Source organism: Acidovorax sp. 69 (assembly GCF_002797445.1).
Lineage (GTDB): Bacteria > Pseudomonadota > Gammaproteobacteria > Burkholderiales > Burkholderiaceae_C > Acidovorax.
Window position 1 is genome coordinate 388307 of sequence record NZ_PGEP01000001.1, and the last position, 15265, is coordinate 403571.

Genomic DNA, 15265 nt, shown 5'->3' on the forward strand with positions numbered 1-15265 from the left:
CCCGCTAATATCTGTCCATGCAACCCACGCCCTCTTCCGTTCCACAGCGTCGCCTGGCTCGCCAGGCGCGCCAGAAGTTCGTAGAGGGGCTCTGTTCGGGACTTCCAGAGCTGGACAAGACCGTTCTGGATTTTTTGGCCACGCTGATGAACCAGACGGGCACGGCCCGCGAAATGCAGGCGCGCCGTGATGCCTGGCTGCAGTATCAATCGCTGCGCTCTGCATGGCTCGAGCGCACCGGCAAAGCGTGGCAAGAGGCACTGGCTCCTCACATCAGCACCACCCGGGGGCAGCTCGCGGGTGGCGGGGCTGCCAGCCAGTTCGAGTTGCTGAGCGATGATGTAGTCGAAAACAAGATACTGGCTTCGCGCATGGCCCTGACGGTCAGTGAGCAGGTCAATCATCAGTTCGACACGCTGCGCCAACGCACGCAGTCGCTGGAGGGGCAGGAACTCGACGGCAGCGACATCCTCCGGCCTGATGCTGTCTGCCTGCTGCTGGTCGAACAATGGGTCGAAGCCGGCCTGTCCCGCACCGAACTTCAAACGGTGGTGGACCCCTTGCAACGTGACCTGGCGAATCTGCTGCAAAAGCACTACCAGGCTGTCAACGTGTTCTATGTAGAGCAGGGCATTACGCCACAAGCTGACCTGAAATCCCGCGTCAAACGGACCTCCGGCGGCGCAGTCACGGGCAGCGGCGGTGGCGAGTCGGGCTCAGGGGGGCTGGCCTCACAGGCCCTGGCACAGACCCGCGAGGCGATGGCTGCAGCACGTGGTGGCATGGCCCAATCCGCGGGCTACCCTGCCGCACCCCAGCACCAGCGCATGAATCAGCAGCCGCCTGCCGGCTATCCGAGACACGGCATGCCCACGGCTTTTGCGACGGGCATGACGCCACTGTCGCGTGCTCGCCAGAGGGCCCAAGGGGTCATGGGGCAGCTGCGCCGGTTGTTGACCCAACCCACCACCGGGTTCGATATGGTCAATGCACCGCCAGCATCTGCCGCGCTGGCCCACGCGCTCACGGCACACCGCGTGCATGCAGACACTTACTACAGCGGTGTCGCCACCCTGATGGAAGATTACAGTCCGGCCGCTGTCGTGCAGTTGGTCGGTGCTGTGCGCGAGCGCTCTACAGAACTCAAGAAGAAGGCCACCACCACCGGTGAAAAGGCCATCATTGAAGTGGTGGCGCTGATGTTCCAGAGCATTCTGGCAGAGGACCGCATCCCGCCTGCGGTGCGGGTGTGGTTTGCACGTTTGCAAGTGCCTGTGCTGCGTGTGGCGCTCGCGGAGCCCGAGTTTTTCAGCAATCTCGACCATCCCGCCCGCAAGCTGATTGACCGCATGGGCGCCTGTGTCCTCGGGTTCGATGCCACCACCATCAACGGCAGCGCGCTGGAGGCCGAAATTCGCCGCGTGGTGCAGGTGATTGAGCAGTACCCCGAAACCGGCCGCCGTGTGTTTCAGCTCGTTTATGACGAATTCGAAAAATTCCTGTCCAAGTTCTTGACCGAGAAGCAAGCCACATCACGCCTCGTCAGCGTGGCCCAGCAGGTCGAACAGAAGGAAACTCTGGCTATTCAATACACCATCGAGTTGCGCACCATGCTGCGCGACATGCCGGTGCGCGATGAGATCCGGGAGTTTCTCTTCAAGACCTGGGCCGAGGTGCTTGCGCTTTCAGCGGTGCGCGATGGCCCGCAACACGCGGATACGATCACGTTCAAGCGGACCGCCGCAGACCTTGTCTGGGCGGCCAGCGCCAAGCCCAATCGCAGTGACCGTGCGCAGGTCATCCAGAATCTGCCAGGCCTGCTTCAAAGGTTGCGTCAGGGGCTCACATTGCTGGGCGTCAATGGCACGGTGCAGGATGCGCAGATCAAGACACTGACCGACACGCTGGCCGACGCCTTCTTGTCCAAGACGGCATCGATTCCACAGGCCCACATTGAAGCCATGGCCAAACGCCTGGCGAACCTGGAAGACTTCATCAGCGACGCCACGCTGGGCGAGATGCCGCTCAACGCCGACAACATCGAAATGATGCTGGGTATTGATGCTTCGTCGATTCATGTGGTGGCAGACAATGGAGCGCCCGTCGACGAAGCCATGGTGGCCTGGGCGCAAGAGTTGCAGCCAGGCTCTTGGTACACGCTGGACCACAACGGCGCATCAGCCCAAGTGCAGTATGCATGGCAGAGTCAGCGCAAGCAACTTCACCTGTTCGCTGCTGTCGATGGCAGCAGCTATCTGATTCAGTTGCGCCGCCTGGCTGCTTACCTGCAGGCGGGTTTGCTGGTGGCCCAGGACGAAGAGGGCCTTACACTGCGCGCTACGCGGGATGCGCTCGCCAAGCTTGATGCCAACCCGGAGCGGCTTCTGGACTGAGTCTCCGGTGCGGCTGGTCTTAGCTCCTGCCTAGGCGCTGGAAAAGCCCCCCAGGGAGCCGTGCTACGAAGCCGGCGAGCTCCAGATCCAGCAGTGCCACCTGCAACGAAGCGGTGTCCATCCCCGTGCGTGCAACCAACGCATCTATGCCCATGGGATCAAAGCCCAAAGCCGCCAGCAAAGGGCTCTCTGTCCCCGTCTCAACGGCCGGTGTATTGCTGATAGTCGATTCAAAAGAGCCGGAGTCGGCGAGGGTCGGAATACGCAACTCCTCCAGAATATCCTGCGCAGACTCAACCAGCTTGGCGCCCTGGCGTATGAGTGCATGGCACCCGCGCGACTGGGGCGCATGGATGGATCCCGGAATGGCAAAAACCTCACGCCCCTGCTCGACGGCCATCCTTGCCGTGATCAAAGAGCCTGACGCCAGCGCGGCCTCTACCACCAGGGTGCCTTGCGAGAGGCCTGAGATGATGCGATTTCGCTTGGGGAAGTTGGCTGCCAGCGGCGGTGTCCCTAGCGGGTATTCGCTCACAAGGATTCCTTGGGCTGCAATGCGGCGCGCCAGGTCAAGGTTTTTGCGTGGATATACGCGGTCCAGCCCTGTCCCCACCACGGCAATCGTCGCAGCCGCCGGAGCGTCAGCCACCGCCGCGTCCAGTGCACCCTCATGGGCAGCCGCATCCACGCCCAGCGCCAGTCCCGAAACAATTGTCAGCCCCGCACCCTGCAATGCCCGTGAAAAGAGACGTGCATTGTCGGTCCCCTGAGCGGTGGGGTTGCGGCTACCGACGACCGCCAGGCATCTGTCCAGCGGAAAGGGCTGCCGCGCCAGCAGGTGGGCGGGACCGACAAGATACAGCAGCAGCGGGGGGTCTTCCGTGTCGAGCAGTGCCTTGGGGTATCGGTGATCTCCCAGCGTGATGATGGCGCGTGTTGCCCCTTGCGGATCGGAGCTAGACAGCCATTGAGAGGTGGTCTCCCAAAGAGGCATCCATGCGGCAGGAGTGTCGCGCAGGGCCCGCGCCTGGGGCGCTGTTACACATTGCTCAAGAGCCGATTGGGATTGGCGAAAGATGGCTGGGGGGAGCCCAAAACATGACAGCAGACGCCGTGCGGCCCCATTGCCTACGCCGGGAGTCACTGTCAGGCGCAGCCAAGCACCCAGCTCGTCGTGGTCCATGGACTTTTCTGAGGGCGAGGGATCCGGCGCAGGCCTCACATCAAGAAGCTTGCAACCAGTGCCGTGCGCTCAAGAGCAGATTACTTGGGATTGATCAGGCGATCGCCTATGCGCACGCCATTGCGGATCTCAAGGAGTAGCACATAAGACACACGCTCGAAGGTGCGAAACACCATGGCCGTGCCGTTGATCTCGCTGGGCAGCTTGACCATGGGTTTGGCTTCGTCAGTGGAGTCCTTGATGCGATCGCCCTTGGTCATCAGGTTAAGAACATGCCCCGGTTCGATACCGTCCTGCGAACCCAAGTTGATGGCAACCACCTGATTCTGTGCGGCGTAAGCCACGGCGGAGCTGCCATAAATAGACACCACGCGGGCGTCAACGTCAATCTCGGGTGCGCGAGGTGTATAGCTTGTGAAGGCCCGGGCGGGAGCAGGCAGAAGTCGGTCACCCGCTTGAACCTCTTCTTTGGTGGCAGACAGATCGACGGTGGCGGGAACATATTCGGCGGTGTACCCCCCTTTGCCATTGGGGACTTCCTCGAAGGACTCTCCTCGGACCAACTCGGCCTTGCCGAGGTATTGCGCTTCGTAGCCGAGGACTTCACCTGTCAAAGGGTCCTTCATTGCAACGGCATTGCGGAACACGCGGTAGTGGCGAGGCTCACCTGCTTCTGCCAACACAGGCGACGCGGCGTCACCGCGCACATAGACGCGGTCCCCGGCACCCATCAGCACACGCTGCTCGGTCGTGGCGATCACACGTGGTGCACGCAGCAGCACTTGCTCATCCACCACCAGCGGCTCGACCAAAAAGGGTTCGATCAGGTGCGGCTTGAGGGTAGGCAGGGCGGATTCTGCCAGGCTGTCGCTGCGCGTGCGTGGCGACACCCGAACGGTTTCCGGCTCATTGGACCGGCTGGTGCGCAAGCGGGCATAGCCTCCCTCTTTCTCCAGGTACAACGTCTGCCCGGGGAAAATCAGGTGCGGATTTGGAATTGCCTTGAGGTTCATTCCCCACAATTCAGGCCAGCGCCAAGGGCGCTTGAGGTACATGCCCGAAATACCCCAAAGCGTATCTCCACGTTTGACGGTGTAGGTGTCGGGGGCGTTCTGCGCAAGCTCTTCCAGGGGGACGCCGCGCTCGGACACTTGCTGCGCCGTGGCGCGCTGGCCGCTGGAAATGGGGTAGTTCTGCGCCTGAACCGGCAAGACCAGCATGGCGCCAGCAATGATGGTGAGCGCACCCAGGGCGGTTCGCCGCACGCTGGTGAATGCCTTCATGTTGTTCCTTTTCTCATGCATTGTGAAACGCCCCCTCACTGGCAACTCAGCGCTCGCAGCATGCGGGCGCCCTGGCAAAAACGTTACGAACCTTTTTAGATTCTCTGCTCAAGCCCTTGATTCGGCAACGATTATTGGTTTGTAACGCTGCAACCAGTCTCAAAAGTGGCGAAAATAGCGACATCTCTTACCTGCAGCCATGGCAATCCTTCCCATTCTCTGTTACCCAGACCCTCGGCTTCACAAGGTCGCTCACCCTATCCAGGCGGTGGATGACCGCATCCGGACGCTGGTGGCCGACATGCTGGCCACCATGTACGACGCCCATGGCATTGGTCTTGCGGCCACCCAGGTGGATGTGCATGAGCGATTGGTGGTGATCGATGTGTCCGAAGAACGTGACCAGCCCCTGGTGCTGATCAATCCCGAACTTGTCTGGACGAGTGCTGAGAAGCACATGAACGAAGAAGGTTGCCTGTCGGTACCAGGGATCTACGACGGCGTTGAGCGTTTTGACGCTGTTCATGTGCGAGCGCAGGATGCCCAGGGCACTTCGCGCGTCATTGAAGCGGACGGCCTGCTCGCTGTCTGCATCCAGCACGAGATGGATCACCTGATGGGCAAGGTGTTCGTGGAATACCTCTCCCCCCTCAAACGCAACCGCATTAAGACCAAGATGATTAAGCAACAGCGGGAGACCCGCGAGTGATGCGTTCAGCGCTCTGCACCCTGCGGGGTGGCGGAGTGCTAGCGTTGGCAGCGCTTTTGGTTGTTCAACTTTCGGGCTGTGCGATGCCTGCCCGTGAAAAACCCGGTGCTTTGCGCTCCGACGTGCTGGCCCGGCTAGGGCCACCCACGGCCTCTTTTCCCTTGTCATCGGGCGAGCGGCTGCTGTACTCCGAACTCCCAGCAGGGTTTGCTGCATACACCCTCGACTTCGATGCTGCCGGCAGGTTGGTGCGCAACGAGCAGGTACTGACGCAGTCACGCTTCGAGAGCATTCCCGTCGACCTGTGGACCGCTGTCAACGTGCAGCGCACCTTTGGTGCACCCCTTCGCGTGGAGCGGGTGGCCCGCTTTGACGGCGACATCTGGACGTATCGTTTCCGTCAGAACTCTGACCCGCGACTTGCCCATGTGCACCTAGACCGCGAAGGCGTCGTACGGCGTGTGATGTTCACGGACGAACTCCCCAATTTTGACAACACGCGCGACTGAGCGCGTATTAAGCGACCGAAATCCATTGCCATGAGAGTTATTTTTGCCGGCACACCTGAATTTGCCCGCGTGGCACTTGAACGACTTGTGGCCGCTGGGTTCACCGTGCCGCTGGTGCTCACTCAGCCAGACCGCCCCGCTGGCCGCGGCATGAAGCTGCAGGCATCACCCGTCAAGCAGTGCGCGCAGGCGCATGGTATTCCCGTTGCACAGCCGCGCAGTTTGCGTCTGGACGGCAAATACCCCGATGACGCCGCAGCAGCGCGTGAGGCGCTGCTGAGCGCAAAGGCCGATGTGATGGTGGTGGCTGCCTATGGTTTGATCCTGCCGCAATGGGTGCTGGACCTGCCCGCCAGGGGCTGTCTGAACATCCACGCCAGCTTGCTGCCTCGCTGGCGCGGCGCTGCGCCTATCCATCGGGCTATCGAGGCGGGGGATGCGCAAACCGGCGTCACCATCATGCAGATGGACGCGGGCCTGGATACGGGTGCCATGTTGCTGAGGGAGCCGCTGGCCATCGGCCCCGATGACACCACCGCAGCGCTGCATGATCGACTTGCCACCCTGGGCGGGCGCATGATCGTGGAAGCGCTGGAGCTGGCGGCTTGCGGCGGCCTGCAGCCCGTGCCGCAACCGGCCGAGGGCATCACTTACGCCCACAAAATCGAGAAAACCGAAAGTACCATCGACTGGGCGCTGCCAGCCGCAGTGATCGGTCAGCGTATCCGGGCGTTCGACCCGTTTCCCGGCGCCAGCACCGAGTGCGGCGGCGAAGTCATCAAGATCTGGTGCTATAAAATTAGTAGCAATGTAGATTTGCCAGACGAGCGCCCTGGCCTCATTTCATCCGTGGATGATGCCGGGGTGGTGGTGGCCTGCGGGGCTGGAACTGCCTTGCGCCTGACGACGCTGCAACGCGCAGGTGGCAAACGGCTGCCCGCTGCCGACTTTCTGCGCGGCTTCGATTTGCAGCCCGGTATGGTGCTGGGTAGCCCCAGCGCATGAGCCTCAAGGCGACCCTGCGCAGCACAATGCGCCACCCGTCGTTTCGGTTGGCGGCTGTGGACATGGCGGGCACCTCGCTCGGCATCGTAGCCTGGGGATTGGTCACGGGGGTGGCCATGGTCAAAAGCGGTATGTCGGCGGGCATGGCCGTGTTCATGTCGCTGATGGTCTATGCCGGCAGCGCGCAACTGGCGGTCATGCCGCTGCTGTCCGTGGGTGCGCCGCTGTGGGTCATCTGGCTCACGGCGGGTTGTGTGAACCTGCGCTTCGTGATCTTCAGCAGCATGTGGCGCAGCTACTTTGCGCATCTGCCGTTGCGCCAGCGGCTGGCGTTGGGCTATTTCAGCGGGGACGTGATCTATGTGGCGTTCATGCAGCGGTTCCCGGAGCCACGCCCAGCGCCTGAACAGGTGCCATATTTCTGGGGGGCTGCGACCACCAATTGGCTGGCGTGGCAGGTGCCATCGATCGTCGGCATCCTGCTGGCCAACGCCGTGCCCTTGTCCTGGGGGCTTGGCTTTGCCGGCGTGCTGGCACTGCTTGGCGTGCTGCTGTCATTACTGTTCGACCGGGCTACCTGGCTGGCCACCGGTGTCGCTGCCACGGCTGCAATTGCCGCCTTTGCTTTGCCACTCAAGCTCAACATCCTTGTGGCTCTTGCCGCTGCTGTGGCCGCTGGGCTGTTGATGGAAGCGGTGGACCGCCGCCGCCACAAACCGGAGTTGCTGTTGGTACCAGCCGACAGCGTCATGCCGCCTGAAGAACGCGAGCATGTTGAAGCGGGCGACATCGTGCCGCTGCGCGAGGAGCGCCATCCATGAGCTGGTCCTGGGTTGAGCCCGTCATCGCCACGGTGGGCCTCGCGATCATTACCGTGGTGTCACGCTCGTTTTTCATGATCCCCGAGCGGGAGTTGCCCTTGCCCGACTGGCTCAAGCGTGGGCTCAAATACGCCCCCCTGGCCGCGCTGACGGCCGTGATCGCACCCGAGATTTTCATGGCGCAGGGCGAACTCATCGATACCGTCATGGATGCGCGCCTGCCCGCAGTGCTGTGCGCCAGCATCTACTACTTCTGGCGCCGAGGCATCCTGGGTACGATCCTTGTCGGCATGTCTGTGTATCTGCCACTGCATATCGGCTGGGGCTGGTGAGCACAGGGAGGCGCAGCGCGGCCGCCTAAAATGACTGCCCTGATCCATGTGCCCCTCCAGGAAGCTCTCCCCCATGAATATTCTTCGCTTTTCCGATCTGTGTGCCCAGGGCAAGGCCCAAGGCCAGCGCGTCTTCATCCGCGCGGACATGAACGTTCCGCAGGACGACGCCGGCCGCATCACCGAAGACACCCGCATTCGCGCATCGATCCCGTGCATTCGCATGGCGCTGGATGCCGGCGCCGCCGTGATGGTGACCAGCCACCTGGGCCGTCCGACTGAAGGCGAGTTCAAGCCCGAGGACTCCCTTGCGCCCGTCGCCGCGCGCTTGACCGAGCTGCTGGGCCGCGACGTGCCGTTGGTATCTGGCTGGGTGGAGGGCGTTACGGTCGCTCCCGGCCAGGTCGTGCTGCTGGAGAACTGCCGTCTGAACGTGGGCGAAAAGAAGAACAAGGAAGAGCTGGCACGCAAGATGGCGGCTCTGTGCGACATCTTCGTCAACGATGCTTTCGGCACGGCACACCGCGCAGAAGGCACTACCTACGGCATCGCCCAGTTCGCCCCGATCGCCTGCGCTGGCCCGCTGCTGTCCGCTGAAATTGATGCGCTCACGAAAGCACTGGCCCAGCCCCAGCGCCCGCTGGCCGCCATCGTGGCGGGCTCCAAGGTGTCCACCAAACTCACTATCCTGCAAAGCTTGGCCGACAAGGTCGATCAGCTGATTGTGGGTGGCGGCATTGCCAACACGTTCATGCTGGCTGCGGGTCTGCCCATTGGCAAAAGCCTGGCTGAGCCGGACCTGCTGGACGCGGCCCGGTCGGTGATGGCCTCCATGAAGGCGCGAGGCGCGGAGGTGCCAATCCCCACCGATGTGGTTGTGGCCAAGAGCTTTTCCGCTGATGCCCCCGCCACCGTGAAGGCTGCTACTGACGTAGCGCCTGACGACATGATCCTGGACATTGGTCCCGATACTGCAGCCCGCTTGGCGGCCCAGCTCACTTCGGCGGGCACCATTGTCTGGAACGGCCCCGTGGGCGTGTTCGAGTTCGCTGCGTTCGAGAACGGTACACGCTCCATCGCCAAGGCAATTTCCGAGTCGCCTGCGTTCAGCATTGCCGGGGGCGGCGACACACTGGCGGCCATCGCCAAGTACGGGATCGAAAAACAGGTGGGTTATATCTCGACCGGTGGCGGCGCCTTTTTGGAAGTACTGGAAGGCAAAAAACTGCCCGCCTTCGACATCCTGGAGCAGCGCGCTGCGGCCGTCTTGTAAGCAAATGCAAGGCTGGTGGGTCAATATCGGCTTACATGCCTTGCATCGACACACAACTGTGACCAAAAACAACGAACTGTGTACGCCGGAGCGTAGTTAGCGTAATTTTTTCTTGTTTTTGTTGAGGATACCGCCCAGAATTATTTTTCAATCGCGCGGGGCAGTATCTGGTCCAGATCCTCGCAAATCTAGTCCGTAGGAGGGAATCATGTCGTTTTCAAAGGCAATCAGCTTGGCCGTTCTGGCTGGCGCTGTAGCAACTTTGGTTGGGTGCGCTCAGAGGGCACCTATTCCCGTTGCGGAAAATTTTGAATACACCTCGCAGCCCAAGGTCCGCTCTGCAGGTCACTGGGACTTGGTGTCGCGTGATGTGGTGGGCCAAACTTTGGGCACGCTTGATAAGGCAGGTGTAGCACCGAACACGCCGCTGCATGTGTCGTTGCCCGCCAATGCCACGCAGTTTGAAACTGCGTTCCGCGAGTTTCTGATCACCAAGCTCGTTCAAAACGGAGCCGTGGTACAGCAGAGTCTGGGCCAGGCGCTGGAAGTCTCCTATGGGATCCAGGTGGTTCGCCACAACAGTGATCGTCCTCACTTCATCCCAGGCCAGTTCACCATGCTGGCTGCGGGCCTGTTTGCCGCCTACGGTCTGCGCCATGAGCACATCGACGCCCAGCTGGCCGCAGGCCTCGGTCTGTCGATTGCAGCCGATTACGCCAATAGCATCAACTCCGGCGGCCCTACTAACACTGAGCTGATCCTGACAACCACCGTCACACGCGGTGGTCAGTATCTGGCCCGCAAGACCGACGTGTACTACCTGGAAAACGCTGACACCCCGCTGTTCACGCGTCCCTCGTACAAGAACGTCAACATGAAGGTTGTCTCGCAATGAAAACCCCTGCACTTCTTATGACAGTGCTGGCCGGCGTGGTTCTGGCCGGTTGTGCCAACAACTCCGCCCCGGTGCGCGTCGAGCCTACCTACCAGGAAGCCGCCAGCAGCCAGTTCATCCAGACGAGCCGCGATGCCGTGACCAAGCTGACCACGGGTTTTGACATGAACGCCCTGGGCGCAGGCCCCGTGCTCGTGGCCACCGTGGTCAACGTCAACGACCTGAGCCGCGCCGCCCCCCTGGGGCGCACGCTGTCTGAGCAATACGCTACCAGCATGGCTGCCAGCGGTTTCAACGTGAAAGAAATCAAGCTGCGTGGAGATGTGTTTGTGCGCGAAGGAGCGGGCGAGTTGCTGCTGTCGCGTGAGATCAAGGACATTGCACGCAACCACAATGCCTCGCTGGTGCTGGTGGGTACCTACTCTGCAGCCGCCAATTACACCTACGTGAGCTTGAAGCTGGTGCGCACCGAAGACAGCCGCATCGTGCGCGGCCATGACTACGCACTGCCTAACGACCGCGATGTGCAGCGTCTGCTGGCAGTTCCACGCTGAGATTGACCCGTCCACCCCGGGCCAGCAAGCCCGTGTGCTGGACCATAGAAAGGCCGTTTCGACGGCCTTTTTTTATGGCGCCGGGAGGGTCTGCTAACACCCTTGCGACACCAACACCCTAGCGGCCAATCCCGCACTACCTGTGCCACCGAGGCGGCTGAGACCTTGCCCCACTAAAATCACGCCCCATGAACTTCACCGACATGCTGCGCGGCGCCACGGCGCAGAACAACTCCCTGCTGTGCGTGGGCCTGGACCCCGAACCCACGCGCTTCCCCGCCGGGATGTTGGGCGACCCGCGCAAGATTTATGACTTTTGCGCAGCCATCGTGGATGCCACGGCCGATCTGGTCTGTGCATTCAAGCCCCAGATCGCCTACTTTGCAGCGCACAGGGCCGAAGACCAACTAGAACGCCTGATGCAGCACATGCGCGCCAATGCGCCACAGGTACCGGTGATTCTGGATGCCAAGCGCGGTGACATTGGCTCCACCGCCGAACAGTACGCCAAGGAGGCCTTCGAGCGCTATGGTGCCGATGCTGTCACGCTGTCCCCGTTCATGGGATTCGATTCCATCGAACCCTATCTGGCGTACCACGGCAAAGGCGCGTTTTTGCTATGCCGTACGTCCAACCCAGGCGGCGACGATCTGCAGACCCAGCGTCTGGCCAGCGTCGATGGACAGCCACTGATGTACGAGCATGTGGCACGCCTGGCGCAAGGCCCTTGGAACAAAAACGGCCAGCTGGGCTTGGTGGTGGGCGCCACGTACCCGCAGGAGATCGAACGTGTGCGTGCCATCGCGCCTACATTGCCGCTCCTGATCCCGGGTGTGGGAGCCCAGGGCGGTGACGCTGCAGCCACCGTGCGTGCCGGGTTGCGCAGTGATGGGCCCATCATCGTGAACTCGTCGCGTGCCATTCTTTACGCATCCAAGGGCGAAGACTTTGCTGCCGCCGCCCGCGCAGAGGCCATGCGCACCCGCAGTGTTTTGGAAGCCGCCCGAGGCTGACCCGAAAATTCAGGCCGCTGTTCGGTGCCTTCTGATGGCAGTCCCAACAGATCCCCGCACCCGCGACAGAGCACCCGCCTGACAGCCGCCCCACCAGGAGCCAGCGATGCAGTTGAAATGGCTGGAAGATTTCATCGTATTGGCGCAAGAGCGCAGCTTCACGCGTGCTGCTGAGCTGAGGCATGTCACGCATCCCGCTTTCGGGCGGCGCATTCGCGCGCTGGAGGCCTGGGCGGGTACCCCATTGATAGAGCGTGGCGGTGGAGGCCCTGTCACGCTCACGCCGGCGGGACTGAGCTTTCTTGAAACCGCAGGCCACATGGCGCGCAGCTTGGCCCAGTCGCACGAGGAGCTGCAGAGCCTGGCAGGGCGGCAAGCACGCACTGTGACCTTGGCCACCGGCCGCACGTTGGCGCGCACCGTGGTTGCGGACTGGTTGGTGCGACTGCAGCCCATCATGCAAGGGGGTGAGCTGTGCATACGCACCCGAGCGCTGGCCGATACCGTGGGGATGCTGGAGCGTAACGAGGCAGATTTTTCACTGGTGTACCACCATCCGGCATTGGCGATCCGGCTCGATGCAAGGCAGTTTACGCATCTGACGGTGGCCTCTGACCGGCTGGTGCCCGTATCTCGCGCCACCGCGCAAGGACTGGCACTGCATCGGTTCGGGCCCGATGCCACTTTGGTGCCCTACCTGGCCTATGCGCCTCAACTGGCGCTGGGGCGGCTGGTAGAAGACCATCTGGCGCAGAACCTCCACGCCCCCCGACTGCAACGCGTGGTGGAGTGCGACTCCGCTGACGCCCACTATGAGTATGTGCAAAAAGGCCTGGGTGTTGCCTGGCTGCCCTGGTCCATGGTGCATGCCGACTGCAAGGCCAAGCGCCTGGCGCTCGCCGGTGATGCCCGCATGGAAGTGCGTTTTGACGTGCGCCTGTACCGTCCCAAGCGCCGCCTCGGGCCATTGGCCGAAGCGCTGTGGAAAGCCTTGGCACAGCGCTGATGCCACGCTTTCACCCGGGTTTCCCCTTGGGGTTGTGATCGGATTTGCACGGGTTTGTGCTTTTTTGGCACCGACGGTCTAGCGGAGGATTCTCACAATCTAGCTTTAGCCAAGACCCGCCTACCACTCCTTTTCAAGGAAACCCACCATGCCCACTGTCTCCCCTCTGCGTCGCGTTGCCCTGCTGTGTGGCTTGGTCGTTCTCGCTGCCCCTGCTATGGCGCAGGACGCCTATCCCAGCAAACCCATCACCATCGTCGTGGGATACCCGCCTGGCGGTAGTACCGACCTGACGGCGCGCACCGTGGCCACCGAGTTGGGCAACAAGCTCGGTGTGCCGGTGGTGATCGAAAACATCGGGGGGGCTGGTGGTGCCATTGGGGCGCAAAAGGTGGCCAATGCCGCCCCCGACGGCTACACCCTGCTGGTGGGCGCCAACAATGAAATCGCCATCAACAAGCTCGTGACCAAAAAGGTCAAATACGACATCAAAGATTTCACGGCCGTTGGCCTCATTGCATCGCAACCCCTGGTGCTGGTGGCATCCACGGGCGCCGGGGTGAAGAACATGGCCGAGTTCACGCAGAAGGTGTCCAAGAACCCTGGCAAGTTCAGTTACGGCAGCTCTGGTGTGGGTACAGCGCTGCACCTGGCGGGCGAGGCGGTCAAGGAGCAGGGCAAACTATTCATGACGCACATCCCCTACCGGGGCGTGGCACCGTTGACCTCCGATCTGATGGGCAACAATCTGGAGTACGGCGTGTTTGTGCTATCTAGCGGCTTGCCCCACATCCGGAGCGGCAAGGTGATCGCGCTGGGCACCACCGAAGCCAAGCGATCGGCCACGACGCCCGATATTCCGGCGCTTGCCGAGTCGCCCCAGTATAAGAACGTGGACATCAGCGTGTGGTTCGCGCTCATGGCGCCTGCCAATCTGCCCAAGCCGGTGCTGGACAAGGTCAAGAAGGCACTCAACGACAGCCTGCAATCGCCCGATTTCAGAAAGAAGATGGAAGCCAGCGGCTCCACTGTGGCTTCTCCTGCGGTGAACATCGACCAGTTCCTGGCTGCCGAAGTGGCCAAGTACAAGAAGATTGTTGAATTCGCCAAGATCGAAGAATGACCGACCGCACCGAAAACCACAGCGGCAATGCCGCAGTACTGCCCCTGGCTTTTGAACTGCCAGCGCCCGACATCAGCGCCTGGCGCGCCGGTAACACCGGTACTGAAGGCGTGTGGCAGTTCGATTCCGGCCAGCCCGGCCGCCACGCGATGATCAGCGCCCTGGTGCACGGCAACGAACTGTGCGGCGCCTGGGCGCTCAAGGGCCTGCTGGAGGCCGGTGTGCGCCCTGAGCGCGGTATGCTCACACTGGCGTTCTGCAACCTCGACGCGTTCGACCGCTTCGACGCCAGCAGCCACGATGCCTCGCGCTTTACCGATGAAGACCTCAACCGCCAATGGCTCGACGAGCGCATCGGCGCAGGCAACACCAGCGAACGCCGCCGCGCCGCCGCGCTGAGACCGTTTGTGGCGCAGGCCGACTGGCTGCTCGACATCCATTCCATGCACGAGCCCTCGGCGCCCCTGCTGCTAACAGGCATCCAGCCGCGCAACCGGGAGCTGGCGCGCGTCATGCGCTCGCCCGAGCACATCGTGGTGGACGCGGGTCACAAGGACGGAGTGCGCATGCGCGACTACGGTCGCTTCGGGCTACCGGACGGAGAGGGGGGCGACACACGCTCACTGTTGATCGAATGCGGCTTCCATGGCGACCTCGCCAGCCGAAATGTAGCCCAGGACCAGTGCGTGCGTTTTCTCGAACAGTCCGGCGTGCTGGACGGGTATACGCTGAGTCGGCAGCTGCCCGGCTGGCGCAGACCCGATGCACCTCGCCAATGGGCGCTGGAAGTGACCGGCCCTGTGATCGCTACCAGCAGCGCCTTCCGCTTTGTGGCACCTTTTACGGGGCTGGAAGTGTTTGAACAGGCCGGTACGGTGATAGGGGACAACGACGGCGTGCCCGTCGTTACGCCTTATGACGACTGCGTGTTGGTCATGCCTTCGGTGCGGCAGGCGCGGGCCGGGGTCACGGTGGTGCGCTACGCGACCCGACAGCCTCTGTGACGTCTCCAGTCAAGCGTTACGCCATCAGTGGAAGGCCTTGGTGTGGCTGCGCCACCAGAAAACTGTGATCTGTGCTCGCAAGGTTCCGGGGCGCGCTACCTTGGCATGTAAGCGCCATTGGCGGCGAAAGCTACCCCAAACAGGGGGCTTGCGTCTGCAGCG

The 15265-nt window shown here is 62.2% G+C and carries 15 protein-coding genes; 13 read left to right on the plus strand and 2 right to left on the minus strand.

What is annotated here, in order from left to right; translation table 11 throughout:
* Positions 1-17: 17 nt before the first annotated feature.
* Positions 18-2393 carry a DUF1631 domain-containing protein gene (locus CLU85_RS01770; RefSeq protein ID WP_100408788.1) on the plus strand — a complete coding sequence of 792 codons (2376 nt, stop codon included), beginning with the start codon at positions 18-20 and terminating at the stop codon, positions 2391-2393.
* 19 nt (positions 2394-2412) lie between these two features.
* Here the strand turns inward: CLU85_RS01770 and dprA are convergent, their stop codons facing one another.
* Positions 2413-3576, minus strand: coding sequence for a DNA-processing protein DprA (gene dprA, locus CLU85_RS01775; RefSeq protein ID WP_100408789.1), 1164 nt, complete (start codon positions 3574-3576; stop codon positions 2413-2415).
* Between the two features lie 80 nt (positions 3577-3656).
* Complete coding sequence (locus CLU85_RS01780) at positions 3657-4859, minus strand: LysM peptidoglycan-binding domain-containing protein (RefSeq protein WP_100408790.1); 1203 nt, start codon at positions 4857-4859, stop codon at positions 3657-3659.
* A 199-nt stretch (positions 4860-5058) separates the two neighbouring features.
* Between CLU85_RS01780 and def the strand changes: the two genes are divergently transcribed.
* From def to CLU85_RS01840, 12 genes are all read left to right on the plus strand, one after another.
* Entirely contained in the window at positions 5059-5568 is a 510-nt protein-coding gene (def, locus tag CLU85_RS01785; protein WP_100408791.1) for a peptide deformylase, read from the plus strand.
* The gene (locus CLU85_RS01790; RefSeq protein WP_100408792.1) at positions 5568-6077 is read left to right on the plus strand and encodes a hypothetical protein; all 510 of its coding nucleotides are present in this window, start codon (positions 5568-5570) and stop codon (positions 6075-6077) included. The genes def and CLU85_RS01790 overlap by 1 nt, the downstream gene beginning before the upstream one ends.
* Before the next feature lie 30 nt (positions 6078-6107).
* Complete coding sequence (gene fmt, locus CLU85_RS01795) at positions 6108-7082, plus strand: methionyl-tRNA formyltransferase (protein WP_100408793.1); 975 nt, start codon at positions 6108-6110, stop codon at positions 7080-7082.
* Positions 7079-7903, plus strand: a complete 825-nt coding sequence (locus CLU85_RS01800) for an AzlC family ABC transporter permease (RefSeq protein WP_100408794.1) — start codon at positions 7079-7081, stop codon at positions 7901-7903. The genes fmt and CLU85_RS01800 overlap by 4 nt, the downstream gene beginning before the upstream one ends.
* Positions 7900-8235, plus strand: a complete 336-nt coding sequence (locus tag CLU85_RS01805) for an AzlD domain-containing protein (RefSeq protein WP_100408795.1) — start codon at positions 7900-7902, stop codon at positions 8233-8235. Before CLU85_RS01800 ends, CLU85_RS01805 begins: the two co-directional genes overlap by 4 nt.
* Positions 8236-8308: 73 nt before the next feature.
* Positions 8309-9508, plus strand: coding sequence for a phosphoglycerate kinase (locus CLU85_RS01810; protein ID WP_100408796.1), 1200 nt, complete (start codon positions 8309-8311; stop codon positions 9506-9508).
* A gap of 208 nt (positions 9509-9716) precedes the next feature.
* A complete protein-coding gene (locus CLU85_RS01815) occupies positions 9717-10403 on the plus strand; it encodes a hypothetical protein (RefSeq protein WP_100408797.1) in 687 nt (228 codons plus the stop codon).
* Positions 10400-10957 (plus strand): FlgO family outer membrane protein, encoded by a 558-nt coding sequence (locus tag CLU85_RS01820; RefSeq protein WP_100408798.1) that lies wholly within the window; start codon positions 10400-10402, stop codon positions 10955-10957. The genes CLU85_RS01815 and CLU85_RS01820 overlap by 4 nt, the downstream gene beginning before the upstream one ends.
* 188 nt (positions 10958-11145) lie before the next feature.
* The gene (gene pyrF / locus CLU85_RS01825; RefSeq protein ID WP_100408799.1) at positions 11146-11970 is read left to right on the plus strand and encodes an orotidine-5'-phosphate decarboxylase; all 825 of its coding nucleotides are present in this window, start codon (positions 11146-11148) and stop codon (positions 11968-11970) included.
* Between the two features lie 106 nt (positions 11971-12076).
* A complete protein-coding gene (locus CLU85_RS01830) occupies positions 12077-12976 on the plus strand; it encodes a LysR family transcriptional regulator (RefSeq protein WP_100408800.1) in 900 nt (299 codons plus the stop codon).
* Between the two features lie 148 nt (positions 12977-13124).
* Positions 13125-14099: a tripartite tricarboxylate transporter substrate binding protein gene (locus CLU85_RS01835; protein ID WP_100408801.1), complete on the plus strand. Its 975-nt coding sequence runs from the start codon at positions 13125-13127 to the stop codon at positions 14097-14099.
* Positions 14096-15103 carry a succinylglutamate desuccinylase/aspartoacylase family protein gene (locus tag CLU85_RS01840; protein WP_100408802.1) on the plus strand — a complete coding sequence of 336 codons (1008 nt, stop codon included), beginning with the start codon at positions 14096-14098 and terminating at the stop codon, positions 15101-15103. Before CLU85_RS01835 ends, CLU85_RS01840 begins: the two co-directional genes overlap by 4 nt.
* Positions 15104-15265 lie beyond the last annotated feature (162 nt).

Coding starts and splice junctions, on each gene's coding strand:
- CLU85_RS01770 (WP_100408788.1), top strand. CDS start 18: ATGCAACCCACGCCCTCTTCCGTTCCACAGCGTCGCCTGGCTCGCCAG.
- dprA (WP_100408789.1), bottom strand. CDS start 3,576: ATGGACCACGACGAGCTGGGTGCTTGGCTGCGCCTGACAGTGACTCCC.
- CLU85_RS01780 (WP_100408790.1), bottom strand. CDS start 4,859: ATGAAGGCATTCACCAGCGTGCGGCGAACCGCCCTGGGTGCGCTCACC.
- def (WP_100408791.1), top strand. CDS start 5,059: ATGGCAATCCTTCCCATTCTCTGTTACCCAGACCCTCGGCTTCACAAG.
- CLU85_RS01790 (WP_100408792.1), top strand. CDS start 5,568: ATGCGTTCAGCGCTCTGCACCCTGCGGGGTGGCGGAGTGCTAGCGTTG.
- fmt (WP_100408793.1), top strand. CDS start 6,108: ATGAGAGTTATTTTTGCCGGCACACCTGAATTTGCCCGCGTGGCACTT.
- CLU85_RS01800 (WP_100408794.1), top strand. CDS start 7,079: ATGAGCCTCAAGGCGACCCTGCGCAGCACAATGCGCCACCCGTCGTTT.
- CLU85_RS01805 (WP_100408795.1), top strand. CDS start 7,900: ATGAGCTGGTCCTGGGTTGAGCCCGTCATCGCCACGGTGGGCCTCGCG.
- CLU85_RS01810 (WP_100408796.1), top strand. CDS start 8,309: ATGAATATTCTTCGCTTTTCCGATCTGTGTGCCCAGGGCAAGGCCCAA.
- CLU85_RS01815 (WP_100408797.1), top strand. CDS start 9,717: ATGTCGTTTTCAAAGGCAATCAGCTTGGCCGTTCTGGCTGGCGCTGTA.
- CLU85_RS01820 (WP_100408798.1), top strand. CDS start 10,400: ATGAAAACCCCTGCACTTCTTATGACAGTGCTGGCCGGCGTGGTTCTG.
- pyrF (WP_100408799.1), top strand. CDS start 11,146: ATGAACTTCACCGACATGCTGCGCGGCGCCACGGCGCAGAACAACTCC.
- CLU85_RS01830 (WP_100408800.1), top strand. CDS start 12,077: ATGCAGTTGAAATGGCTGGAAGATTTCATCGTATTGGCGCAAGAGCGC.
- CLU85_RS01835 (WP_100408801.1), top strand. CDS start 13,125: ATGCCCACTGTCTCCCCTCTGCGTCGCGTTGCCCTGCTGTGTGGCTTG.
- CLU85_RS01840 (WP_100408802.1), top strand. CDS start 14,096: ATGACCGACCGCACCGAAAACCACAGCGGCAATGCCGCAGTACTGCCC.